At 26.4% G+C, this 23,762-nt stretch carries 21 protein-coding genes; 18 read left to right on the top strand and 3 right to left on the bottom strand.

Features of this window, described 5'->3' with window-relative positions; genetic code table 11:
* Positions 1 to 236 precede the first annotated feature (236 nt).
* Genes WFJ11_RS04370 through alr form a run of 3 tightly spaced genes read left to right on the top strand, consistent with a single transcriptional unit; the run spans position 237 to position 4,025 of the window.
* Positions 237 to 1,616, top strand: coding sequence for a GTP pyrophosphokinase (locus WFJ11_RS04370; protein ID WP_009372810.1), 1,380 nt, complete (start codon positions 237 to 239; stop codon positions 1,614 to 1,616).
* A complete protein-coding gene (locus WFJ11_RS04365; protein ID WP_293440051.1) occupies positions 1,616 to 2,839 on the top strand; it encodes an NAD(P)H-hydrate dehydratase in 1,224 nt (407 codons plus the stop codon). Before WFJ11_RS04370 ends, WFJ11_RS04365 begins: the two co-directional genes overlap by 1 nt.
* Positions 2,840 to 2,843: 4 nt before the next feature.
* On the top strand, positions 2,844 to 4,025 hold the full coding sequence (gene alr / locus WFJ11_RS04360) for an alanine racemase (RefSeq protein WP_009372268.1): 1,182 nt from the start codon (positions 2,844 to 2,846) through the stop codon (positions 4,023 to 4,025).
* A 70-nt stretch (positions 4,026 to 4,095) separates the two neighbouring features.
* Here alr and rodA read toward each other — a convergent pair whose 3' ends face one another.
* Positions 4,096 to 5,196 carry a rod shape-determining protein RodA gene (gene rodA / locus WFJ11_RS04355; protein ID WP_293440048.1) on the bottom strand — a complete coding sequence of 367 codons (1,101 nt, stop codon included), beginning with the start codon at positions 5,194 to 5,196 and terminating at the stop codon, positions 4,096 to 4,098.
* Positions 5,197 to 5,320: 124 nt separating this feature from the next.
* Here rodA and WFJ11_RS04350 point away from each other — a divergent pair, with 124 nt between their 5' ends.
* The 3 genes from WFJ11_RS04350 to WFJ11_RS04340 all read left to right on the top strand — a co-directional run bounded on the left by WFJ11_RS04350 (position 5,321) and on the right by WFJ11_RS04340 (position 7,335).
* On the top strand, positions 5,321 to 5,722 hold the full coding sequence (locus tag WFJ11_RS04350; RefSeq protein ID WP_293440046.1) for an ATP-binding protein: 402 nt from the start codon (positions 5,321 to 5,323) through the stop codon (positions 5,720 to 5,722).
* Between the two features lie 137 nt (positions 5,723 to 5,859).
* The gene (gene floA, locus WFJ11_RS04345) at positions 5,860 to 6,807 is read left to right on the top strand and encodes a flotillin-like protein FloA (RefSeq protein WP_293440055.1); all 948 of its coding nucleotides are present in this window, start codon (positions 5,860 to 5,862) and stop codon (positions 6,805 to 6,807) included.
* A gap of 12 nt (positions 6,808 to 6,819) precedes the next feature.
* On the top strand, positions 6,820 to 7,335 hold the full coding sequence (locus tag WFJ11_RS04340; RefSeq protein ID WP_293440044.1) for a hypothetical protein: 516 nt from the start codon (positions 6,820 to 6,822) through the stop codon (positions 7,333 to 7,335).
* A gap of 95 nt (positions 7,336 to 7,430) precedes the next feature.
* Here WFJ11_RS04340 and WFJ11_RS04335 read toward each other — a convergent pair whose 3' ends face one another.
* Positions 7,431 to 8,267: a hypothetical protein gene (locus WFJ11_RS04335; protein ID WP_293440042.1), complete on the bottom strand. Its 837-nt coding sequence runs from the start codon at positions 8,265 to 8,267 to the stop codon at positions 7,431 to 7,433.
* A gap of 232 nt (positions 8,268 to 8,499) precedes the next feature.
* On the opposite strand from WFJ11_RS04335, the gene WFJ11_RS04330 reads away from it, so the two are divergent.
* The 6 genes from WFJ11_RS04330 (at position 8,500) to WFJ11_RS04305 (ending at position 14,597) form a co-directional block, all read left to right on the top strand.
* Complete coding sequence (locus tag WFJ11_RS04330) at positions 8,500 to 9,339, top strand: CvfB family protein (protein WP_293440040.1); 840 nt, start codon at positions 8,500 to 8,502, stop codon at positions 9,337 to 9,339.
* Between the two features lie 13 nt (positions 9,340 to 9,352).
* Positions 9,353 to 10,096: a peptidylprolyl isomerase gene (locus tag WFJ11_RS04325; RefSeq protein WP_338816954.1), complete on the top strand. Its 744-nt coding sequence runs from the start codon at positions 9,353 to 9,355 to the stop codon at positions 10,094 to 10,096.
* A 286-nt stretch (positions 10,097 to 10,382) separates the two neighbouring features.
* Entirely contained in the window at positions 10,383 to 10,733 is a 351-nt protein-coding gene (locus WFJ11_RS04320; protein ID WP_338816953.1) for a hypothetical protein, read from the top strand.
* A gap of 93 nt (positions 10,734 to 10,826) precedes the next feature.
* Positions 10,827 to 11,051: a preprotein translocase subunit SecG gene (gene secG / locus WFJ11_RS04315; protein ID WP_009372563.1), complete on the top strand. Its 225-nt coding sequence runs from the start codon at positions 10,827 to 10,829 to the stop codon at positions 11,049 to 11,051.
* 18 nt (positions 11,052 to 11,069) lie between these two features.
* The gene (locus WFJ11_RS04310; RefSeq protein ID WP_293440034.1) at positions 11,070 to 13,079 is read left to right on the top strand and encodes a sodium-translocating pyrophosphatase; all 2,010 of its coding nucleotides are present in this window, start codon (positions 11,070 to 11,072) and stop codon (positions 13,077 to 13,079) included.
* Positions 13,080 to 13,238: 159 nt separating this feature from the next.
* Positions 13,239 to 14,597, top strand: coding sequence for a hemolysin family protein (locus WFJ11_RS04305; protein WP_293440032.1), 1,359 nt, complete (start codon positions 13,239 to 13,241; stop codon positions 14,595 to 14,597).
* Positions 14,598 to 14,672: 75 nt separating this feature from the next.
* Here the strand turns inward: WFJ11_RS04305 and WFJ11_RS04300 are convergent, their stop codons facing one another.
* The gene (locus tag WFJ11_RS04300) at positions 14,673 to 15,062 is read right to left on the bottom strand and encodes a GrdX family protein (RefSeq protein WP_293440030.1); all 390 of its coding nucleotides are present in this window, start codon (positions 15,060 to 15,062) and stop codon (positions 14,673 to 14,675) included.
* A gap of 120 nt (positions 15,063 to 15,182) precedes the next feature.
* Here WFJ11_RS04300 and dnaE point away from each other — a divergent pair, with 120 nt between their 5' ends.
* From dnaE to WFJ11_RS04270, 6 genes are all read left to right on the top strand, one after another.
* Entirely contained in the window at positions 15,183 to 18,551 is a 3,369-nt protein-coding gene (gene dnaE, locus WFJ11_RS04295; RefSeq protein WP_293440028.1) for a DNA polymerase III subunit alpha, read from the top strand.
* A 12-nt stretch (positions 18,552 to 18,563) separates the two neighbouring features.
* Positions 18,564 to 19,523 (top strand): 6-phosphofructokinase, encoded by a 960-nt coding sequence (gene pfkA, locus WFJ11_RS04290; RefSeq protein WP_009372843.1) that lies wholly within the window; start codon positions 18,564 to 18,566, stop codon positions 19,521 to 19,523.
* 9 nt (positions 19,524 to 19,532) lie between these two features.
* Entirely contained in the window at positions 19,533 to 21,284 is a 1,752-nt protein-coding gene (gene pyk, locus WFJ11_RS04285) for a pyruvate kinase (RefSeq protein WP_293440025.1), read from the top strand.
* Positions 21,285 to 21,345: 61 nt separating this feature from the next.
* A complete protein-coding gene (locus WFJ11_RS04280; RefSeq protein WP_293440023.1) occupies positions 21,346 to 22,059 on the top strand; it encodes a sugar transferase in 714 nt (237 codons plus the stop codon).
* The gene (locus WFJ11_RS04275; RefSeq protein ID WP_338816952.1) at positions 22,049 to 23,050 is read left to right on the top strand and encodes a glycosyltransferase family 2 protein; all 1,002 of its coding nucleotides are present in this window, start codon (positions 22,049 to 22,051) and stop codon (positions 23,048 to 23,050) included. Before WFJ11_RS04280 ends, WFJ11_RS04275 begins: the two co-directional genes overlap by 11 nt.
* 3 nt (positions 23,051 to 23,053) lie before the next feature.
* A complete protein-coding gene (locus WFJ11_RS04270; protein ID WP_269754532.1) occupies positions 23,054 to 23,761 on the top strand; it encodes an IspD/TarI family cytidylyltransferase in 708 nt (235 codons plus the stop codon).
* Position 23,762 lies beyond the last annotated feature (1 nt).

Genomic DNA, 23,762 nt, shown 5'->3' with positions numbered 1-23,762 from the left:
GTTTAAAGGCAGTGATTTAATTCACTGTCTTTTTTTATTGTGAAATAACAAGCTTCCCAGACGCTCCTCAAGATGGAAAGGTGGAGGTTCTTATTATAAATTAAAAAGAATCTATTTATTCAATTTATAAAAATAACATAGAATTATTCCGAAAATTATTAATATCTTTTAAAGCTATTTACATTGTAAATATTTGTAATCTATGGTAAAATAATTTTGTGATTGGAGGTGTTTTTTTGAAACTTGAAATTTTTCAGTTTTTAGAAAAATCAATTGAACATATGGATAATAATATGGATTTTATTTCTAATTCAGCTGATTCATTAAAAAAGTTTTTTAATGATATATTTTTGAATTGTGATTTTTTCATTAATACAACTGCTAGAATAAAAAGTGAAGATAGTATTAGAGAAAAATTGTTAAGAAATAATTATTATTATAAATATCCTAATCATAAAGTTGCAATAGAAAATTTACCAGATTTAATAGGAATTAGAGTTGAATGTAGATTTATTGATGATGAAAAGAAAATTTTTGATGAAATATCTAAAAATTTTACCATTGAGTTGGAAAATGGTTTTTACAGGAGCGAACTAAATTCTAATATAGAATTAAAACTGAGTGAAAAGCAGCCTACATTTCAAAAAAATGGTTTTGAAATATACAAAATTGATGGGAGATATGTAGTTGAAGGAGATTATTTTGTAAATTTTGAATTACAAATCAAGTCATTAGTAAATATATTTTGGGGTGAAATTGATCATAGTGTATTATATAAAAATTTCAATTATATGATTACTGAGGATTTTATTCGTTCTATAATGTTCTCAATTAAAGCTAATTTAACTATGATAGATAATCAACTACAAAGTGTATATAATCATTTAAAAAATGTTGAAGATAAAAGTAATTATGATTCTTCAAAAATTCATTTAAAAACTATTGTTTCAAAGATGGTTCACGATTTATATTCTGTAAAAATTAAAGAGAGTACAGGATTTGTTGTAGATTTTAAAGATTGTGCAAATATAATTGTAGATTATATATTTTCTAAAAATAAATTTCATAATTCTATGCGTTATGAAGACTATTTTGTTAGATTATTAAATAGACTTAGTAGTGCGAATAATAGAACTATTGTTATAGGAGAAACTTTTGAAATTTGTGATACAATCGAATTTAAAAATGATTTGTGCAAAAAATTTGGAACTGGATTATTAGAATTAGTAAATAAAGATTTTAAATGGAATTTGATTTTTTCAGTTATTCAAGATATTGAAGAAAATGATTTTTGTGAAGAATTTGTTTTATTTTCTGAATTTATAGTATTTGCTGTAGTTAAGAGAGTAAAACGTGCTGTTGATGAATTAAATATTTCAAATGAGGATAAGTCAAAATTAAAATGGGATATTTCATATGTTGTTATGGAATTTATTTGTAATTCATATTCTACTAACATTATTACTTTTAAAAGTATGAAGGATATTGAAAATAAAATAAGAAATTTCTTGAAAAATGTTGAAAAACCAGAAGAAATACTGGCTTTGAATTATGAAGATTTATATAATTCTTTAGAAAATGATTTTGTAAAAAAAGAAGTGGATGAATTTGAATAATGATTGGAATTGATATTTGCAGCATTTCCAGATTTAAAAATATGAAAAATTTGGAAAGATTTTTAAAAAAATATTTTACAAATGAAGAAATTACTTATATTATAAATACAGGTAATAGGGAAGAGACAATTGCAGGTATTTTTTCATTGAAGGAAGCTTTTGTGAAGGCAATTGGTACTGGATTTGGAAATATTTCACCTATTGATGTAGAAGTGATACATAGTTTTTCTGGCAAACCTGATATAATTATTCATAATGATATTTATAAAAAAATAGGAAGTATATCTTGCTCTATTTCTCATGATTCTGATTTCGCAATTGCTGTTGTTGATGTTACTTTTTTAAGCATAAAAGTAGATTTACAAAAAGTTTCAGATATGAAAAAATTAATGTTAAATAGAAAAGATGATGGCAATAAAGGTGATTTTGGAAAAGTTGGAATAATTGGTGGAAGTTTGGGAATGTGTGGTAGTGTTGACTTATGTGCTAGATCTGCTCTTCGAAGTGGAAGTGGATTAGTATATAATATATGCCCTAAATCTATTTCTAATATTTTACAAATTAAAGCAATTGAAAATATAATTCTTCCGATTTCTGATGATGGTAATGGTTGTTTTATTTATAAATATATAGATGAAATTATTGAAAAAATAAAACACTTAGATGCTATAGCTATTGGTTGTGGATTAGGAAGAAATGAAGATAACACTAAAATTATTAAAATGATAATGAAGAATTTTCAAGGACCAATTGTAATTGATGCGGATGCCATTTTTTTCTTGAGAAATATTAAATCAGATATATTAAATAGAGAAAATATTATTATAACACCACATGAAGTTGAATTTTCTCGATTTTCATCTTATGATTTAAAAGTAATTAAAGAAAATAGATTGGAAGTTGTAAATAAATTTTTTGAAAAAAATTTAAAATATACACTAGTTTTGAAAGGTAAAAATACAATAGTTAAGTCAGATAAGAAGCTTTATGTTAATACCACTGGAAATTCTGGAATGGCAACTGCCGGAAGTGGTGATTGTTTAACAGGTATTATTCTATCTTTGGTTGGACAAGGACTAGATGCTTTTAATTCTGCAAAACTTGGAGTTTTTATGCATGGATTAGCTGGAGATTTTGCTAAAGAGTCTTTAGGTGAAGATTCTTTAGTAGCATCTGATATAATAATGTTTTTACCAAATGCAATTAAATATATTAGGGAGTGATATTATGTATGAAAATCAATCATTGATTTTTGTTGATTTAGATAAATTAAAGAATAATTTTTTTAAAATAAAAGAAAAGACTAATGGTGCAAAAGTTGGGATAGTTCTAAAGGCTAATGCTTATGGACTTGGTGCTTGTACTGTTGCTGAATTTTTACAAAAACAAGGTGCAGATTATTTTTGTGTTGCAAATTTTTCAGAAGCCATGGAACTTAGAAAAAAGAGAATTAAACTACCTATCTTGATATTAGGTTATGTTCCTAATGCTTTATTTGAAAAACTGATAAAAAATAATGTTGAATTAACTGTATATAATATTGAAATGATAAGAGAATTAAATGAAATCTCTGCAAAATGTAGAAAAAAATGTAAAATTCATATTAAAATTGATACAGGGATGAATAGACTTGGGTTTTTAATTGATGATAAATTAAAGGGGTATTTAAAAGAAATTTATTCTATGAAACATATTATTGTAAAAGGAATGTTCTCGCATTTATGTGTTTCAGATATTGATGACTTTTCTTTTACTAAACTACAAGTTGAAAAATTTGAGAAAGTTAAGAAAATTCTTGAAGAAGAAAATCTAAAAATACCAATGTTACATATTGCAAATGATGGTGGGGTTTTGCTTCATAATTATTATTACGATATGGTAAGAGTTGGAATTGGAATTTATGGTCATTATCCATCAGAATATGTTAAAGATAATTCTAAAATAAAGATGGATACAGTTGTTAGTTTTGTAAGTACAGTAAGTAATATTAAATATATTCATAAAGGAGATACTGTTGGATATGGAAGAACTTTCTGTGCTGATAAAACTATTAAAGTTGCCACAATTTCCGTAGGTTATGCAGACGGCTATCCTTATGAGTTAAGTAATAAAGGTTATGTTATGATAAATAATAAAAAAGCTAACATTTTAGGAAAAGTTTGTATGGATCAAACGATGATAGATATTTCTGATATTGATGATGTAAAAATAGGAGATACTGTTTTGCTCTATGGGGAATACAAGGATATGAGACTTGATATTTTTGAAATAGCAAAAATAGCTAATACAAATGTTTATGATTTAATATGTCGAATAAATATGAGGATTCCAAGAGTTTATCTTGAAGGCGATAAAGTTGTAAGAGTTGTTGATTATCTATCAACTGAAAAAAATTACTACGAATTATAAAAGCTCAGTACATTATAGCACTGAGCTTTTAAATATAATATAAAAAGTAAATAATATATGTAATAAGTATTTACATAAAATCTAGAGGTGTTTTTTCACAAGATATGGATAACACAATCCCCATAGCAATTAAGTTTACTAATTGGAAAGTACCTCCATAACTTAAAAATGGAAGTGGAATACCAGTTATAGGCATAAGACCAATAGTCATTCCAATATTCTCAAAAATATGAGCTAGAAACATTGCACATATTCCTATAATTAACATTTGATTAAATTTATTTGCTGTCTTCTTAGAAAGTCTTACAAATCTATATAACATTATTGTATATAATCCAATCAAAATTGTTCCTCCAACAAATCCCATTTCTTCAACAAAAACTGGAAATATATAGTCTGTTTGTTTTTCAGGAATAAAGTTAAATTGATTTTGAGGGCCTTTAAATAATCCTCTTCCTATAAATTTTCCTGATCCTGCTGCGATTTTGCCTTGAACAGCTTGATATCCAGTGTTTGTTATGTCTCTTTCAGGATGTAAAAAATTTAAAATCCTATTTTTTTGATATTGAGATAGGTTAAAATAAAAAATAGGTAAACTGGCTATAGCTGCTAGTAAAGTATATACTACTAGTCTTAAGCTTATTCCAGCTACAAATAGCATTGATCCAATTACTAATATAAAAACAAATGCAGTTCCAAAGTCTGGTTGCATTAAAACTAATCCAACAGGAATAAAAGCAAAAATCAAAACTTTTATTAGAGTTTTTGGTTCATTCAATTTGGAATTATTTTTTTCAATAACCGTTGCTAAACAAATAATCATTCCAAGTTTTACAAATTCAGAAGGTTGGAATGAAATAGGACCAAATTTAATCCAACTTCTTGCACCAACAGAATCCCCAGTACCAATTATAAGTACTAATACTAAAAGTATAATTGAAATTATATATATTGGCAAATACAATCTTTTTAAAAATTTAATATTTACTGCTATTAATACAAACATTAAGATAAAGCCTAATATTGTAGCAATTATTTGTGATAACATAAAGTTTCTTTTCAAACTTATTGTTGCACTATATAAATTTACTAACCCTATTAATATAATTAAAATTAAAGAAATTAGTATAAATAAGTCAATTTTATATAAATTTTTATTCTTAAAAAACATATTAATCACCTCATAACGTATATATTATATTAAAAATTCTTCAAATATGCAAATAAAATATAAAAAATGTTAACAATTATTTTTGATTGGGTATATATTTGTTACTAGAAATTAGGAGATAAGTATGGACTTTGAATATATTAAGGTTATAAAAAGTGATTTAGATGATATTGATGAAGCGGTTTCTTTTATTTTAGAAAAGTTATCAAGTGTTATTAGAGATGAAGAACTAATGTTCAATATTAGAATTGTTATAAATGAAATAGTGATAAATAGCTATGAACATGGTAATAAATGCAATAAAGAAAAGGGAATAAATTTAAAAGTCTGTGTTAATATGGACTGTATACATATAAATGTTAAAGATGAAGGAGATGGAATAAACTATATCTTTAATGAAAATAGAGATATTAATACGACAACCTCTGGTAGAGGTCTTAGAATTGTAAAACATTTAGTAGACGAACTTGAAATTAATAATAATGAAATTACTGCAAAAATAAAATGTGAAGGAAATGATACATAGAAATCAATTTAAAATTGGTTTCTTTTTTGTTGAATTTTTTGCAGAAAGTGATATAATATTATCATACACAATAGTGTAAATTAATAAAGGAGGGTTTAATTATGAGATTGTTACCACAAACAGTTATGAAAAGTTTAATGCCAACAAATAGTATAATTATTATTTTAGTTGCAGTTTTGGTGTTTGGTTTCTTTTATTTTGTTCCTGTAGGGCTTTGGATTACTGCTTTATTCAGTGGTGTTAAAGTTAAAATTTCTAATTTAATAGGAATGAAACTTAGAAGAGTTAGAGCGTCAAAAATAATTTATCCATTAATTAAAGCAACGAAAGCTAATGTTAAAATTAACATTTCTGAATTAGAAGCACATTATTTGGCAGGAGGAAATGTAAATAATGTTGTTGATGCTTTAATTGCTGCTCAAAAGGCTAACATCGAATTGACTTTTGAAATGGCAACAGCGATTGACCTTGCCGGACGTGATGTATTGGAAGCTGTTCAAGTTAGTGTAAATCCTAAAGTTATCAATACGCCAAAAATTGCAGCGGTTGCAATGAATGGTATTGAAGTAATAGTTATCGCAAAAGTTACTGTTAGAGCAGATATTTCAAGACTTATCGGAGGAGCTGGTGAAGAAACTATTATAGCCAGAGTAGGAGAAGGTATTGTTACTACTGTAGGTAGTGCTGAAAGACATAGTTTAGTGCTCGAAAATCCTGATGCAATTTCAGAAACAGTTTTGAAAAAAGGTTTAGATTTAGGAACTGCTTTCGAAATTTTATCTATTGATATTGCTGATGTTGATATTGGTAGAAATATAGGTGCTCAATTACAAGCTGATCAAGCAGAAGCAGATAAGAAAATAGCTCAAGCCAAAGCAGAAGAAAGACGTGCAATGGCAGTTGCAGTTGAACAAGAAAATAAAGCTAAGATTGAAGAAATGAAAGCTAAGGTTGTTGAATCTGAAAGTAAAATTCCGCTTGCGATTGCAAAGGCGTTTGAAGATGGAAATATTTCAGTTTTAGAATATGAAAAACTTAAAAATATCAAATCAGATACTAAAATGAGAGAATCACTTTCAGAATAGAGGTGAGTTCCTATGAAAAAAAATAAGAGTTTTCTATCTTTTATTGAGGATTTAAAATCAGAGATTAATGATATAAAAGCTCAAATAGATGAAGTAGGTAATGAAAACAAGAATAGTACTTTAAAAGCTTCTAGCAAACCTAAAAACAAGAAAAATAAGAACGCTAGTAAAAGTAATAAAAATCCAAATTATAGAATTAATAATTTTGATAATTACGAAAGTCCTGAGGGTTCTAGTGTAATGACTTCTAGTATAGAGGGTTCTACTTTAGAAAATGTTTCTTATGAAGGTAAAACAGTTATGACTACTTCTATTGAAGGTAAAAGTATTATGAATACTTCAATGGAGGGTCAAGGTCAAATGTACAATTCTCGCAAAACAGAAAGAGTAGCCTTGCGAAATGATATTCAACATTTTGATGAATTAATAGAAAGAAAAACCAAAAAATTTGTCATTAAAGGTAAAGAAAGCCTATCAAAAGCTATTCTCTATTCTGAAATTATTGGAAAACCTAAATCATTAAAATAATAGATTCGTAATTTCAATAAAATTTACATTAATTAGAATGATGAGAGTTTGTTGTTAAAAATAATTTAAAAAAGGAGACAATTGTGTCTCCTTTTTTAATCTATCTTTTCTAATGTTATATAATCTACTCCTGAAATTATTAGTTTCATTCCTTTTTCTAACTTTAGTTCATGAGATTCTTGTAAATTTATAACTGTTTCTTTGTTTTCTTTTGATATAATCTTAATAATTGTATCTTTAGTAGTATTCGATAATTTGTAATGACCTTGTTTTAAATCATCTTCAATTGTAAATATTCCACTGGATAAGTTTTTAAATGTATCATATTTTATATTATCTTTAAAAATAATCCCTATTACATTTCCATTAAATTCAATGTTAGAATTATTTAGAACTTTTATACGTACATATCTGGGCTTTTCATTATCATTCAAAGTTTCTTCTAAAATTATTTTGTTATCTACATAGTACTTAAAAATTCCTTTTCCTGTGAGTTTTACTAAATAATTATCATATGAAAAATCTTTTTTATTAAGTTCAGTCTTAGAATTTTGATTTAATAATTTTTCTTCAACTTTTACATTACTTGAAGATTCATTTTTAAAATTTATATATTTCTTACCATAAAAATTTTCTATCTCTTCAAGTTTTGATAATATTTTTCTTTCAAACGTGATATCCTTTGAAGAGTCGTTTTTAAACTTATTATACTTTTCTAAAATTTTATTAAAAATTTTTTTATCATCATCTGAAAAATCCCCATAAGGTTTTTCTAATACAGTAATTTCCTCAGCTGTTAGAGAAAATTGGGATGTTGAGTTCTTTATTTCATTATTTACTTTATCTACATTTTTGGTACCAGTTTTACTACAAGATGATAGTATAAAAATAGATAATAAAATAAAAACAAATCTCTTTCTTATATGAAACATTTTTTACTCCTTAATTAGTAATATTAATATATTTATTATACAACATTTTTATAATATTTCAAAATGAATTTTAAATTTTTATTATTATATGGTTACAAAAATTAACCTAATATGGTATAATTACAATAGCTTTTAGCTAGATAGTAAAGCTATTGTAATGTCAGCACAGTATAACATTGATAAAGATAAATAGAGATATTTAAAAAATGGTTTAGTTATAAGAGGAGAAAATATGTATAATTTAGGTGAATTTCAGAAGTTGATTATAAAGCGTTTTAAAAATAACGGAGCTTATATAGGACTAAAAGATGTAAAAAATGAAAAACTTGATATATTGTTACCTAAGAAAGAAGTTTTAGAAACAGATAAAGTTGATGATGAAATTGAAGTTTTTGTTTATAAAGACAATCAGTCTAGGTTTGTTGCTACGAGGAAAAAAACAAAAATATCTTTAGGAAAATTAGAAACTTTAGAGGTAATGGATATTTCAAAAATTGGAGCTTTTTTGGATTGGGGTCTTGAAAAAGAATTGTTTTTGCCTTTTAAAGAGCAAACTATGAAACTCGAAAAAGGAAGGAAATATTTAGTTGCATTATACATAGATAAATCAGAAAGACTTTGTGCAACAATGAAAATAAGAGATTATTTGACATCAGATTCTCCTTATAAGGAAGGTGAGTGGGTTGAAGGAATTGTTTATTCAATCCATAAAGACTATGGTGCTTTCGTTGCTGTAGATAAAAAATATGATGCTATGATTGAAAATAAAGATATTATTGGCGTTTTAGAAATTGGAGAACCTATTAATTTTAGGATTTCAAAAGTAAAAAAAGATGGTCGTTTGAATTTAGTTTTAAAAAATTTATCTCATGTTGAAATAAATGATAATGCTGAAATACTTTTTAATATTATTAAAAATAGAGGCGGTTTTTTGGATTTGAATGACAAAAGTGAACCAGAAAAAATTAAGGAAATTTGTGGTATGAGTAAATCATCTTTTAAGAAAGCCGTAGGAAGATTATTAAAAAATAAAAAAATTCAATTTGAGGGAAATGGAATTAAATTAATTTAAGGGGGAAATAATTATGGAAAGTAAAGTAATGGCAATTGTAAACGGAGTTGAAATTTTAGAAAGTGATATTGACAGATTTATAGAATTAATGGGAAATAGAGCAATGCCATATAATAATCCTGAAGGTAGAAAACAATTATGTGAAGAATTAGTTAAACAAGAACTTATAATTCAAGATTGCTATAATAGGAAGTTAGATGAAAGTGAAGCATTTGTTAAAGAAATTAATGAAATTAAACGTTCAATTTTAGCAAAACATTTTTTAAATGAATTATTTGAAAATATTCATGCTACTGATGAAGAAATAAAAGAGTATTATGAAGAAAATAAAAATATTTTTAAGAGTAAATATACTTTTAAGGCAAAACATATTTTGGTTGAAAGTGAAGAAAAAGCTAATGAACTAAAAGATCTTTGTAATAAAGGTGAAAAATTTGAAGAATTAGCTAAAGAACATTCTATGTGCCCATCTAAAGAAGTAGGTGGAGATTTGGGAGAATTTAGTCAAGGACAAATGGTATTAGAATTTGAAAATGCATGTATAGATGCAGAAGTTGGAAAAGTTACTGCTCCTGTAAAAACACAATTTGGTTATCATTTAATTAAACTTGAATCAAAAACAAATCCCGAACAACTAGATTTAGAATCAGTTAGAGATGAAATTGAGAAAAGTATAATAAAAGCTAAAGAACAAGTAGCTTATGTGAAAAAAATGGATGCTTTAATGAAGGATAGTAAGATAGAAAGAAAATATTAAGATGCATTTTTTGGGTGGATTGGTTAGTATTTTTGTTTGTTTATTAGTTTCATCAATCGATTTGAAATATTTAAAAGAAAAAGAGACAATAAAAATCTCGATTAACAATATAAAGAAATACTATAATTTATTAAATTTTATATTAATATTCCTAACAAATATATATTTAATGTCATTATTTTTTTATAATGATATATTATATATGATAAATTTACTTTGTTTTTTATGTCTGTACATTTGTGCATTTACTGATATTATTTGTAAAAATATTTTTATAAATATCATTATGGCTTTTCTAGTTCCGATTATATTATTGAATATATATGGAAATTACACTAGATTAGCTATTTTTGGTTTAATTTCAGGAATAATTTTGTATGGAACTATTTATATAGTATCAAAATTAGTTTATGGAAAGGAAGTATTTGGAATAGGAGATATTTATGCATTATCTTTAATAGGAATTTCAACAGATTGGTATACAGTTTTTTATATTGGACTATTTACTTTTATAATAGCGGGGCTTTTTTATTTAATAAAACTAATTATTATAAAAGATATAGAAGCTTTTAAACATCAAGAAATACCATTAATTCCATTTATATTATTTAGTTATTTATTTTTAATTTATTTTTAGAATCAACTTAAAAATCAATATTTTAAGTTGATTTTTGCTTGTAAATGTGTTATTATAAGTAGCAGGTTAAATAAGAATGTTCGGAGGTGTATAATGCAAGTTTTAATGGAAATAATATTATTCGTTGCTAGTATTGTTATAATATTAGCAGTGTTAATGCAAGAATCTAAGTCTGACGGTGTTGCGTCTTTAACAGCTGAAACTAATATTTCTGGAAAAGGCGGAAAAAAATCTAAAGATGCTGTGTTAAGCCAAATTACTATTATAGCATCAGTTGTGTTTTTTATAGTAGCTATTGCTATGGCTGCGATTAAATAAAAAATTTAGGAGGAAAAAATGGATACTAATTTGATTTTTTATTGTGCAATTGCCGTTGGTATTGTTGCGCTAGTATTTGCTTATATTAAATATTTAAGCATTACAAAAATTGAACCTGGTAATGAAAGAATGAAAGAAATATCAGGTTATATTCAAGAAGGCGCTATGGCTTTCTTAGTTCGTGAATATAAGTATTTAGCTATATTCGTTGTTGTTGTTGCAATTATTTTAGGGGTAGCCATTAATTTACTTACAGCAGTTTGTTTCTTAGCTGGCTCAATTTGTTCAATTTTAGCAGGATATTTCGGAATGAAAGCTGCTACTAAAGCAAATGTTAGAACTGCAAATGCTGCTAAAGAATACGGAATGGGAAAAGCACTTCAAACTGCATTTTCAGGAGGAGCAGTAATGGGACTTTCTGTAGTTGGATTAGGTATTCTAGGGATGACAGTTTGCTACTTCTTAGTAGGAGACGTTAATATTGTAACTGGATTCAGTTTTGGTGCTTCATCTATAGCATTGTTCGGAAGAGTAGGTGGTGGTATTTATACTAAAGCTGCTGACGTTGGTGCTGACCTTGTAGGAAAGGTTGAAGCTGGAATTCCTGAAGATGATCCAAGAAACCCTGCTGTTATAGCTGATAATGTAGGAGATAATGTAGGGGACGTTGCTGGTATGGGAGCTGACCTTTTTGAATCTTATGTAGGGTCTATACTTTCTGGTATTACATTAGGTTCTGTTGCTTTTGGTAAAGAAGGTATTATATTTGCGTTAGCTCTTGCTGCAGCTGGTATCTTAGCATCATTAGTTGGCCTATTCTGCGTAAGAGGGGATAAAGATCCACAAAAATCTTTAAATATGGGAACTATTGTTAGTTCAGTATTAACTATTATAGTTACATATTTCTTAAGTAAACAAATTTTAGGAAATAACTCAGCATTTATTTCTTCAGTTGCTGGTATTTTAGTAGGATTAATTATTTCTCAATTTACTGAATACTATACTTCAGGAGATAAAAAACCTGTTCAACATATTGCAGAAGAATCAGAAACTGGTTCATCAACTAATATAATTTCTGGTTTAGCTGTTGGAATGAAGTCAACTGCTGGTCCTATTGTAGTAATAGCAATAGGTATTTTAGTATCATATATGGCATCAAATGGATTTGCTAATGCTGGTCAAGGATTATATGGGATTTCTGTTGCTGCTATAGGAATGCTTTCTACTTGTGGTATGACTATTGCTGTTGATGCTTATGGTCCAATTGCTGATAATGCTGGTGGTATTGCAGAAATGTGTGAATTACCTCATGAAGTTAGAAATATTACAGACAAATTAGATTCTGTTGGTAATACTACAGCTGCTATTGGTAAAGGATTTGCGATTGGTTCAGCTGCCTTAACTGCTTTAGCATTGTTTGCATCATATACTCAAGCAGTAGGATTGGAAAAAATAGATGTTACTAAACCTCAAGTAGTTGCAGGAATGTTCATTGGTGGTATGTTACCATTCTTATTCTCAGCTTTAACTATGGAAGCTGTTGGAAATGCTGCTAATGAAATGATTCAAGAAGTTAGAAGACAATTTAAAACTATTCCTGGAATTATGGAAGGAACTGGAACTCCAGATTATAGAAAATGTGTTGATATTTCTACAATGGCAGCATTAAAACAAATGATTATTCCTGGATTATTAGCAGTAGTAGTTCCAGTATTAGTCGGTATTTTAATTGGAGCAGAAGCTCTTGGTGGATTATTAGCTGGATCTTTAGTTACAGGTGTTTTAATGGCAATCTTTATGTCAAATGCTGGTGGAGCATGGGATAATGCTAAAAAGTACATTGAAGAAGGTCATCATGGTGGTAAAGGTTCAGATCCTCATAAAGCAGCGGTTGTTGGGGATACTGTAGGGGATCCATTTAAGGATACTTCAGGTCCATCATTAAACATTTTAATTAAGTTAATGACTGTAGTAGCATTAGTGTTTGCTCAAGTTATTTTAAACTATGGTGGAATGTTAATAAAATAATTATAATAATATGTTTATGTAAAAAGTGTATTTTAAATACACTTTTTATTTTTTTATAAATTATTATTGTTTTTTATATTTAAATAAAAAAATTTGTATTTGCAATATTTTTAAATTTTTGATATAATGCATTTGATAAATAAATTTTAGGAGGTTTTTATGGATAGTGGACCCGAGGTCTATTTTCAGATTTTTATTTTAATTTTATTAACTTTAGTTAATGCTTTTTTTGCTGCATCTGAAATGGCAATAGTTTCTATGGACAAGAAAAAGTTATTAACTTTGTCAGAACAAGGAAATAAGAGAGCGATTAAAGTTGAAAAACTTTTAAAAGAGCCTTCGAAGTTTTTATCAACTATTCAAGTTGGTATCACTTTTGCTGGTTTCTTTACATCAGCTTCTGCTGCAGTTGGACTATCAGATAAGTTTGGAAAAGTATTATCAAATTTATCAGTTCCTTTTGCGTATAGAGTTTCTTTTGTTTTAATTACAGTCATATTGGCATTCTTTAGTTTAGTATTTGGTGAACTTGTGCCTAAAAGAATAGCATTACAAAATGCAGAAAAATTTGCTTTATTTTCTGTTGGGACAATAAATTTTGTTTATAAAATAATGAGTCCGTTTGTTTATTTGCTATCTTTATCTACTAATATAGTGTTAAAGATTTTTTCAGTTCCTACAAGTGGAGTTGAAGCACAGGTTACTCTAGAAGAGATAAAATCAATTGTTGAAGTAGGACAAGAACAAGGAATAATCAATCCTACAGAGCGTGAAATGATAGATGGTGTTATATCTTTTGATGATGTATTAGCTGAAGAAGTAATGACAGCAAGAACTGAAGTATTTATGATTGATATTGATGAACCTGATAAAGATTTTGAAACTTTAATGCAAATGAGGTATTCAAGAGTGCCAGTTTATGAAGATGATATTGATAATATAATTGGTATTTTATATATTAAAGACTTTTTCTTAGAAGCTTATAAAGTAGGATTTGATAATATTGATATTCGTTCTATTTTAAGACCAGCTTATTTTATTCCAGAGAGAAAAAATATAAATGATTTATTTCTTGAACTTAAAAATTCAAGAAATCAAATGGCTGTATTAATTGATGAATATGGTGGTTTTACGGGAATTGTCACTATGGAAGATTTAATTGAGGAAGTTATGGGTGAAATTGATGACGAATATGATAAGAAAACTAATCCTTCAATCAAAAAGATAGATGATAGACATTTTATTGCAACTGGAGCATGTGAAATTGAGGATGTAAATAATGCTTGTAATTTAAAACTTGATGAAAATTCAGAAGATTATGATACATTAGGTGGTATGCTTATGTATCTATTAGGATATATACCTAATGATGGAGAGAAGCTTATTGTTGAAGATAATGGTGTTATTTATAATATATTATCTATTTATGAACATAGAGTTAAGAAAGTTAGAATAATTCTTCCTAAAGAAGAAGTTGTAGAAAAGGATGAAGATGAAGAAAAAAATTCTGACGAATAATTTTTAATATCTATAATTATATATAATAATTAAAAGCCCACATTATTAAAAAAATGTGGGTTTTTTAGTATTAATTTATTCTATTCCTAATTTTTCAATAGTTTGTACTAATATGTTACAATCTACATATCTAAAGTCTCTTAGAACTCTATCTATCCATAGAGGCGTTTTCATATTGCTTTGAAATTTTTTGTATGTTTCAATAGCTTCATCGATAATTATAATTCCATTAACATCAAGTTCTTTTGTTTTAGTAATTAATATAGATCTGTATGGTGTTTCATTAGGTTTTATACTACCACAAAGTGGATGAGTTGAAAGCTCAAATCCATTTTGAAGTTTTTTCTTAACTATATCTAATATGTCTCCATATGTATATTTTTCATCAAATATTATGTCTAAATCTTTCTTATTTTTCACTTTTTCATATAAGTCAATATTATTAGTTACTAATGTAAATTTCATATCAATTCTCCCTTCGTACTATAAAATTGTATCATAAAAACATAAAAATATAAAGTGATTAGGTAAAATATATTTAAAAAATTCTAAAAATATGGTAAAATCAATAATGAGGTGATAATTTTGGCTAATGATTTTGTACATTTGAATGTTCATACTGAGTATAGTTTGTTGAACAATTATAATCCAATGGAAAAATTAATAGATAAAGCTAAAGAATTAAATTTTAAAGCTATGGCTATTACAGATTATAACAATATGTATGGCGTTATTGATTTTTATAAAAGATGTAAAAAGAATTCAATAAAACCTATTATTGGTTGTGAGTTAACTTTGTCATACCCAAATAATGAATTTTATAATATAATATTATTAGCTAAGAATAATCAAGGATATAAAAATTTATGTAAATTAGTGTCTAATTTATATATTATTGAAAATAGAAATAGAGAATATATAACATTTGATGAATTAGAAAAATTCTCAAAAAATTTAATATTAATTGTTGGTTCTAAAAGAAGTTTTATTAGAAAATGTCTATATTTAGACGATACTTTAAACGCTAAGAATGAAATTTTAAATTTCAAAAGTATATTCAATAAAGAGGATTTATTTCTAGAATTGAATTTTCATTTTGAAGAAAATGATGAGTTAATGATAAACAAATATTTGGAACTTGCAAATGAAGTAAACGTTGAGACTGTTGTAACTAATGATGTTCATTATTTAGAAAATACAGATTTTAATTTATTTAATATAGCAAGATGTATATCAAAAGGTATTTTATTATCTGAACTTAAAGAAGATACTTTTACTCAAGCAGAATACTATTTAAAAAGTGAAGAAGAAATGTTAAAAATATTTTCTCAATTAAAAGATTCTATGTATAATACTAAAATGATTGCTCAAAGATGTAATGTTGAATTTGACTTTTCAAAGTATCATTTACCTGAATATAAAGTACCTGATGGAGTTAGTACAAAGGAAGATTATTTACATAGTATAATCATAGAAGGTATGAAAAAAAGATATGAAAATATCACTGATGAAATTAAAAAAAGAGTTAATCATGAATTTTCAGTAATAAATAAAATGGGATTTACTGATTATTTTCTTATTGTTTGGGATTTTGTAAATTTTGCTAAAAAAAATAAAATTCCAGTTGGACCTGGTAGAGGTTCAGGTGCAAATTCAATTGTTGCATACTGCTTGGAGATAACTGATATTGATCCAATAGAATATGAATTAATATTTGAAAGATTTTTAAATCCTGAAAGAATTTCAATGCCTGATTTTGACATAGATTTTTGCAACGAAAGAAGAGAAGAAGTCATAGACTATGTAATTAGAAAGTATGGGAAAAACCACGTTTCACAAATTGTTACCTTTGGAACTATGAAACCAAGAGCAGCAGTAAGAGATATTGGCAGAGTTTTAGGTTATAAATTATCAACTGTTGATAAGGTAGCAAAACTTATTCCAAATAATTTAGACGTTACTTTTAAAAATGCATTAAAAGATAGTTTGGAATTAAAAAAGTTATATGACGAAGATGTAAATATAAAAAAACTTATTAATACTTCTGAAAAATTTGAAAAATTTCATAGACATATATCAATACATGCAGCGGGTATTGTTATAACTAAGGAAGAACTTACAGAGTATGTTCCGCTATCTAAAAGTGGAGATAATATAGTAACACAATTCAATATGATAGAGTTGGAAGAACTTGGGCTTTTAAAGATGGATTTTTTAGGACTTAGAACTCTAACAGTAATTGATGATACTATAAGACTTGTTCAAAAAAATTACAATAGAGAGATTGATATTGAAAAAATATCGTTAAGTGACAAGAATGTTTTAAATTTATTTAAGACAGCTGATACAATTGGCATATTCCAATTTGAAAGTACAGGTATGAGATTGTTCTTAAAAGATTTAAAAGCAGATAATTTCGATGAGTTGGTTGCTGCAAATTCTCTTTTTAGACCAGGTCCGATGAATCAAATACCTAATTACATTAAAAATAAAAATAATCCTAATAGTATTCGATATTTGGATAAGCGTTTAGAAAAATATTTAAAATCCACTTATGGAATTATTGTATATCAAGAACAAGTTATGCAGATTGCAAGAGAATTAGCAGGATATACTTGGGGTCAAGCAGATAATTTGCGAAAAGCCATTGGTAAAAAACATATGGATATAATGGAATATAATAGGAAGATATTTATTTATGGTCTAGATGATTTAGATGGAAGCATTAAAATAAAAGGTTGTGTAAGAAATGGTGTGGATGAGAAGCTTGCTCAAAATATTTTTGATTTAATAGTTGAGTTTGGTAACTACGCTTTTAATAAATCACATAGTGCTTGCTATTCATTAAATGCTTATAGAACTGCTTATTTAAAATATTATTATCCATTAGAATATATGGTAAGTCTTTTAAATTCTGTTATAAATTATGAAAGACAATTTTTCCAATATTTTCAAGAAATTAAAAGGATGGGAATAAAGATTTTACTTCCAAGTGTTAATTATAGTTACTATAAGATAAGTACTGAAAATAAGTGTATGAGAATTGGTTTCTCTCAAATTAAAGGATTTAATAGGCTTTTAGCTAAAGATATTGAAGAAGAAAGAAAAAATGGAGAGTTTAAAAGTTTTAAAGAATTTTTAGAAAGATTGAAAAATTCAAAGAATATGAGCTTGCAATCAATTGAAAATTTAGTAAAGTCTGGAGCTTTTGATGAAATAGATGAAAAAAGAGTTGAAATTCTAAATTCTTTGGAGACATTATTTACTCAAATAGTATCTAAAAGTAAAAATGAATTATCGGGACAACTTTCCTTAATAAGTTCAGATTTTATGCATGAAAAATATGTTAAGTCTGAAAAATTTTTAAAAGACGATATGTTAGAATATGAAAAAGATGTTTTAGGATTTTATATTTCTTCACATCCACTAGATGAATATAAAGATTATATTAAGTCTAAAAATAGTATGAAGTTAATTGATTTAAAAGTTTTAGATAAAGGTATCTATAATGTAATAGTTTATATTAACTCTATTAAACTTAGAAGAAATAAAAAAAATAAGATGCTAAAAACAATTAATGTAGAAGATTTTACAAGTAGTATAGAGATTTTAGATGTTAAAGATTTAGATATTATTAAAGGAAAAATTTATGAAATATCGATTAAAGTTTCTATAAATTCATTTGGGAATACTAATTTTACTGTAATTGATGCTAGAGAAGTAGATAGTATATATTCTAAGAAACTATATATAAAAATTGAAAATTTTGATAATAGTATAAAGAAAAAATTAAGTGAATTTTCTGAAAAATATGGTGGAATAAATAATGTAATTTTGTATATAACTAACAATCATAAAACTTTAAGATTAGAAAATAAGTTTGATTTAAAAAATGAAAATTTAATTGTTGAATTAGAAAATATTTTTGGAAAAGACTGTTTTCGTATCAATTAATGGAGGTATAATTTGAAAAAAATTGCTATTCTTACTAGTGGTGGAGATTCTCCAGGAATGAATCCAGTAATAAGAGCTGTTGTAAGAACTTGTATATATCATAATGTTAGAATATATGGTGTAAAATTTGGTTATGATGGCCTTATTAAAGGAAATATTTTTGAGATGAATGTGTCTAGTGTTGCAGATATAATTCAAAAAGGTGGTACTATATTAGGTAGTGCTAGAAGTAAAGAGTTTATGACTAAAGAAGGTCAAGAAAAAGCAGTTAAAAGCTTAAAAGATAATGGTATTGAAGGACTTGTAGTTTTAGGAGGAGATGGTACTTTTCGTGGCGCTAATGTTTTAAGCAAATATGGTATAAAGACTATTGCTATACCTTGTACTATTGATAATGATATGGGATATACTGATTATACAATTGGATTTTTTACTTCAGTAAATACAGTTATCGACGCTATTTCAAAACTTCGTGATACATCTTCTTCTCATGGAAGAGCTAATATTTTAGAAGTTATGGGAAGAAAATGTGGTGATATTGCTCTAAATTCAGGATTAGCTGGTGGAGCTGAAAGTATAATAGTTCCAGAAGTCGATTTTGATATAGATAAAGTTTGTAATAAAATTATATCTGGTAGGAAAAGAGGTAAATTACACCATATCATAGTTTTAACTGAAGGTATTTTAAGCCCTTATGAGCTTAAAAAACAGATTCAAGAAAAAACGAAAATTGATACAAGGGTTACTGTACTAGGACATATCCAAAGAGGAGGTACTCCAAGCTCATTTGACAGAATAATAGCAAGTCAAATGGGAAGTATGTCTGTTAAATTATTGTTGAAAGAACAAACTAATTTAGCTTTAGCTTTTAAAAATAATAATATTGAGTATATTACTATAGAAGATGCTGTATCTAGCAAAAAAATATTTAATAAAGATTTATATGATATAGTTGATGAACTATCTATTTAGGAGAGAATTATGAAAAAAACAAAAATAATATGTACAATTGGGCCTGCTTCAGATTCAGTTGAAAATTTAAAAGAATTAATGCTTAGTGGAATGAATGTTTGTAGATTAAATTTTTCACATGGAAGCAAAGAAGAACATCAAGTTAGAATTGATAATATAAAAAAAGCAAGAGAAGAGTTAGATTTACCTATAGCAATAATGCTTGATACTAAAGGTCCTGAAATAAGATTAGGTAAATTTAGTATTGATGAAGTTATTCTTAAAGCGGGAGATTTTTATACCTTTACAATTGATGAAGTATTAGGAAATCAAGAAATTTGTTCTGTTTCTTACAAACTATTACCAAATGATGTTAAGGTTGGTGGTACAATTTTAGTTGATGATGGTTTAGTTGAAATGGAAGTTATTTCTAAGACAGATAAGGAAATAAAATGTCTAGTTAAAAATAATGGAGTAATCAAGAGTAATAAAGGTGTAAATATACCGAATGAAGTAATAAATTTACCATCCATTACGGAAAAGGATAAGTCTGATATTTTATTTGGAATACAAAATGATTTAGACTTTATTGCAGCTTCATTTGTAAGAAAACCTGAAGATGTATACGAAATTAGAAAAATTTTAGATGATAACAATTCTGATATTAAAATAATTTCTAAAATAGAAAATCAAGAAGGCGTTGAAAATATTGATAAAATTATAGAGGCTTCTGATGGAATAATGGTTGCCAGAGGAGACTTAGGAGTTGAAATTAAAGCAGAATTCATTCCAAAAATTCAAAAAGAAATAATTAGAAAATGTAATTTAGTAGGAAAACCAGTAATAACTGCAACACAAATGCTTGATTCAATGATTAGAAACCCAAGGCCTACAAGAGCAGAAGTTACAGATGTAGCAAATGCGATTATAGATGGAAGTGATTGTATTATGTTATCCGGTGAAACTGCTGCTGGAAAATATCCAAAAGAAGCGGTTAAAGTAATGAATAATATTGCAATAACAACAGAAAATTCTTTTGATTTTCAAAATAGTATAAAAAGCAAGAATAGACAAGATATTTTAAATACTATGAATTCAATAAGTTTGTCAACAAAAGAAATTGCTGAAAATTTAAGAGCAAAAGCTATAATTTGTGCTACAGCTTCTGGAATTACTCCTATTTCAATTTCTAAATTTAGACCATTTGTTGATATTATAGCTGTAACTTATTCTGAGAAAGTTAGACGAAAATTACAAATTTTTTGGGGAGTTACTAGCTTGATTTCTAAGAAATCTGAACATACTGATGAAGTTATTGAACGTTCTATATCAGCAACTTTAAATGCAAACTATATTAGTGATGGAGATACAGTTGTTTTAACTGCAGGTATTCCTGTTGGTGTTGCAGGAACAACAAATTTAATTAAAGTTCATACTGTTGGGAAAATTTTGATAAAAGGCTTTGGGATTGGAAAAGATTCGGTTACTGGAAAAGCTTGCCTAATAAACAATGAAGACGATTTAAAGAACAAATTTAAAGATGGAGATATAATTGTTTCCAAATTTACAGATAGAGAATATGTTGAGTTTATTGATAGAGCATCAGGAATCATAGTTGAAACAGGAGGACTGACTTCTCACGCTGCAATTATTGCTTTACATTTTAATATTCCAACAATTATAGGAGCTGAAAATGCTACTAATATGATTAAAGATGAACAACTTGTAACAATTGATACTGTAGGTGGATTAGTTTATGATGGAGATGTTAAAGTTCTTTAATTTTACTTTATTTTAAATATATGTTATTATATTACAGACGTTTAATTAAGGAGAAAATATTTTGATAAAATTTGAAGATTTACCAAAAGAATTTAAAAATGAATCTGTAAAAAAGTACTACGAAATAGTATCAAAAAAAAGATTAAGTTTATTTTTTAAAAGAGTATTTGACATTATTTTTTCCATTTTAATTTTATTGATTTTATTTATTCCAATTGTTGTTATTTCAATAGCTATAAAATTAGATTCTAAAGGGAGTATTTTTTATAGGCAGGAGAGAGTTACAAGATATGGTAAAAAGTTTAAAATTTTTAAATTTAGAACAATGGTATCTAATGCTGATAAAATTGGAACACTTGTAACTATAAAGGAAGATTCTAGAATAACAAAGGTTGGAAAGTTTTTAAGAAAATATAGATTAGATGAATTTCCTCAAATTTTTAATATATTATCAGGAGATATGAGTTTTGTAGGAACTAGACCAGAAGTTACAAAATATGTTGATAGATATTCAGACTATATGTTTGCCACTTTGTTATTACCTGCAGGTCTTACTTCATACTCTAGCATAAATTATAAAGACGAGGATGAAATAATATCAAGTCATTTAGATGATGAAACTAGTATTGATGATATATATATAAATTATATTTTGCCAGATAAAATGAAGTATAATATTGAATATATTGAAAGATTTTCTTTTTGGTATGATATAAAAATTATGTTTAAAACATTTTTATCTGTTTTTTTGGGGAGGAAAAATAATGAAAGTTAGTATAGGGGTAGTTGCCTTAAATGAAGAAAAGACTTTACCTTCTCTTTTTGAAGATTTTAAAATGCAGACATATCCACATGATGAAATTGAAATAATTTTAGTAGATGGAATTTCAACGGATGATACAAAAAATATAATGCAAGATTTTAAAGAAAATAATGATTTTATGGAAGTTAAAATTTTAGATAATCCTAAAAAAATTCAATCTGCTGGATGGAATATCGTTATAAAAAATTTTACGGGAGATGTACTTGTTAGAATTGATGCACACTCCTCAGTTCCAAAAGATTTTATAGAAAAAAATGTTAGAAATATAGAATCAGGAGAAGATGTTTCAGGCGGAAAAAGGCCAAATATAATAGATGATAATACAGGATATAAAAAGATGCTTTTAGAAGCAGAATCATCGATGTTTGGAAGTGGAATTGCACCTTTTAGAAATGCATCTGGGAAAAAATATGTAAAGTCAATGTTTCACGCAATGTATAAAAGAGAAGTATTAGAAAAAGTGGGTTTCTTTAATGAAAAATTGTTAAGGACAGAAGATAATGAATTCCATTATAGAATCAGAAAAGCAGGATATAAACTTTGCTATAATGATAATATTGTTTCATATCAACATACAAGGAATTCACTTCTAAAAATGATTAAACAAAAGAAAGCTAATGGAATGTGGATAGGACTTACGACAGCTATTTGTCCTGAGTGTTTAAATTTATATCATTATGTTCCTTTTGCATTTTTAGTTGCACTTTTTATATCAATTATTTCATTATTTTTTACTAAATATTTATTTTTATTAGTATTTGGTTCATATCTTATAGTGAATATTTTGATGTCTTTAAGTTCAATTTTTAAAGGTAAATTTAATCCCTACAACTTATTGCTTCCAATTGTATTTTTTCTTTTACATATTAGTTATGGATATGGTACATTGATAGGTTTTTTAAAAATCCCATCATTTTTAAAAACATATAATAAGGAGGACTAGACTATGATATATGCAGGTATTCTTGCAGGGGGAATAGGTAGTAGGATGAATATTTCCAATATTCCAAAACAATTTTTAAATATTGGAGATAAGCCTATTATAATTCATACTATTGAAAAGTTTTTATTATGTAACAAAATAGATAAAATTTATGTTGGAGTAAATCCTGATTGGAATTCTTATCTCGTTGATATAATTGAGAAAGATTATAATTATATATCTGAAAAAATTGTTGTTGTAGATGGTGGAAAAGATAGAAATTCTACAATTTTAAATATTATTTCAGCTATTGATAAAGATAATGGATTGTCTGATGAAGATATTCTTATAACTCATGATGCTGTTAGACCATTTGTTTCAATTAAAATGATTGAAGAAAATATAGATAATTGTAAAAAATATAATATTATTGATACTGTAGTTCCAGCTTTTGATACTATAGTTTCTTCTGAAGATGGAAAGTTTATTTCATCAATACCAGATAGAAAAACAATGTTTCAAGGACAAACTCCTCAAACATTTAAAATTAATAAATTCATGGAATACTATAATAAATTGTCAGAAGAAGAAAAGAACATTTTAACTGATGCTTGTAAAATATTTGTGTTAAATGGAGAAAAAGTATTTTTAGTTAATGGAGATTTTTCAAATATAAAAATTACTACTGTAACAGACTTAAAGATTGCTAAGGCAATGCTTATGGAGATTTAAG

The organism is Parvimonas micra, from assembly GCF_037482165.1.
In the GTDB taxonomy this organism is placed as follows: domain Bacteria; phylum Bacillota; class Clostridia; order Tissierellales; family Peptoniphilaceae; genus Parvimonas.
Note: the sequence above shows the minus strand (reverse complement) of the source record. Positions and strands in the feature narration are given on the sequence as shown.

What these genes read in the sequence shown, in the direction of transcription:
- WFJ11_RS04305 (WP_293440032.1), top strand. Translation starts at nt 13,239, where the DNA reads ATGGATAGTGGACCCGAGGTCTATTTTCAGATTTTTATTTTAATTTTA.
- WFJ11_RS04330 (WP_293440040.1), top strand. Translation starts at nt 8,500, where the DNA reads ATGTATAATTTAGGTGAATTTCAGAAGTTGATTATAAAGCGTTTTAAA.
- WFJ11_RS04365 (WP_293440051.1), top strand. Translation starts at nt 1,616, where the DNA reads ATGATTGGAATTGATATTTGCAGCATTTCCAGATTTAAAAATATGAAA.
- WFJ11_RS04300 (WP_293440030.1), bottom strand. Translation starts at nt 15,062, where the DNA reads ATGAAATTTACATTAGTAACTAATAATATTGACTTATATGAAAAAGTG.
- pyk (WP_293440025.1), top strand. Translation starts at nt 19,533, where the DNA reads ATGAAAAAAACAAAAATAATATGTACAATTGGGCCTGCTTCAGATTCA.
- WFJ11_RS04335 (WP_293440042.1), bottom strand. Translation starts at nt 8,267, where the DNA reads ATGTTTCATATAAGAAAGAGATTTGTTTTTATTTTATTATCTATTTTT.
- WFJ11_RS04275 (WP_338816952.1), top strand. Translation starts at nt 22,049, where the DNA reads ATGAAAGTTAGTATAGGGGTAGTTGCCTTAAATGAAGAAAAGACTTTA.
- rodA (WP_293440048.1), bottom strand. Translation starts at nt 5,196, where the DNA reads ATGTTTTTTAAGAATAAAAATTTATATAAAATTGACTTATTTATACTA.
- secG (WP_009372563.1), top strand. Translation starts at nt 10,827, where the DNA reads ATGCAAGTTTTAATGGAAATAATATTATTCGTTGCTAGTATTGTTATA.
- WFJ11_RS04310 (WP_293440034.1), top strand. Translation starts at nt 11,070, where the DNA reads ATGGATACTAATTTGATTTTTTATTGTGCAATTGCCGTTGGTATTGTT.
- WFJ11_RS04325 (WP_338816954.1), top strand. Translation starts at nt 9,353, where the DNA reads ATGGAAAGTAAAGTAATGGCAATTGTAAACGGAGTTGAAATTTTAGAA.
- WFJ11_RS04350 (WP_293440046.1), top strand. Translation starts at nt 5,321, where the DNA reads ATGGACTTTGAATATATTAAGGTTATAAAAAGTGATTTAGATGATATT.
- WFJ11_RS04320 (WP_338816953.1), top strand. Translation starts at nt 10,383, where the DNA reads ATGGCTTTTCTAGTTCCGATTATATTATTGAATATATATGGAAATTAC.
- alr (WP_009372268.1), top strand. Translation starts at nt 2,844, where the DNA reads ATGTATGAAAATCAATCATTGATTTTTGTTGATTTAGATAAATTAAAG.
- WFJ11_RS04270 (WP_269754532.1), top strand. Translation starts at nt 23,054, where the DNA reads ATGATATATGCAGGTATTCTTGCAGGGGGAATAGGTAGTAGGATGAAT.
- floA (WP_293440055.1), top strand. Translation starts at nt 5,860, where the DNA reads ATGCCAACAAATAGTATAATTATTATTTTAGTTGCAGTTTTGGTGTTT.
- WFJ11_RS04340 (WP_293440044.1), top strand. Translation starts at nt 6,820, where the DNA reads ATGAAAAAAAATAAGAGTTTTCTATCTTTTATTGAGGATTTAAAATCA.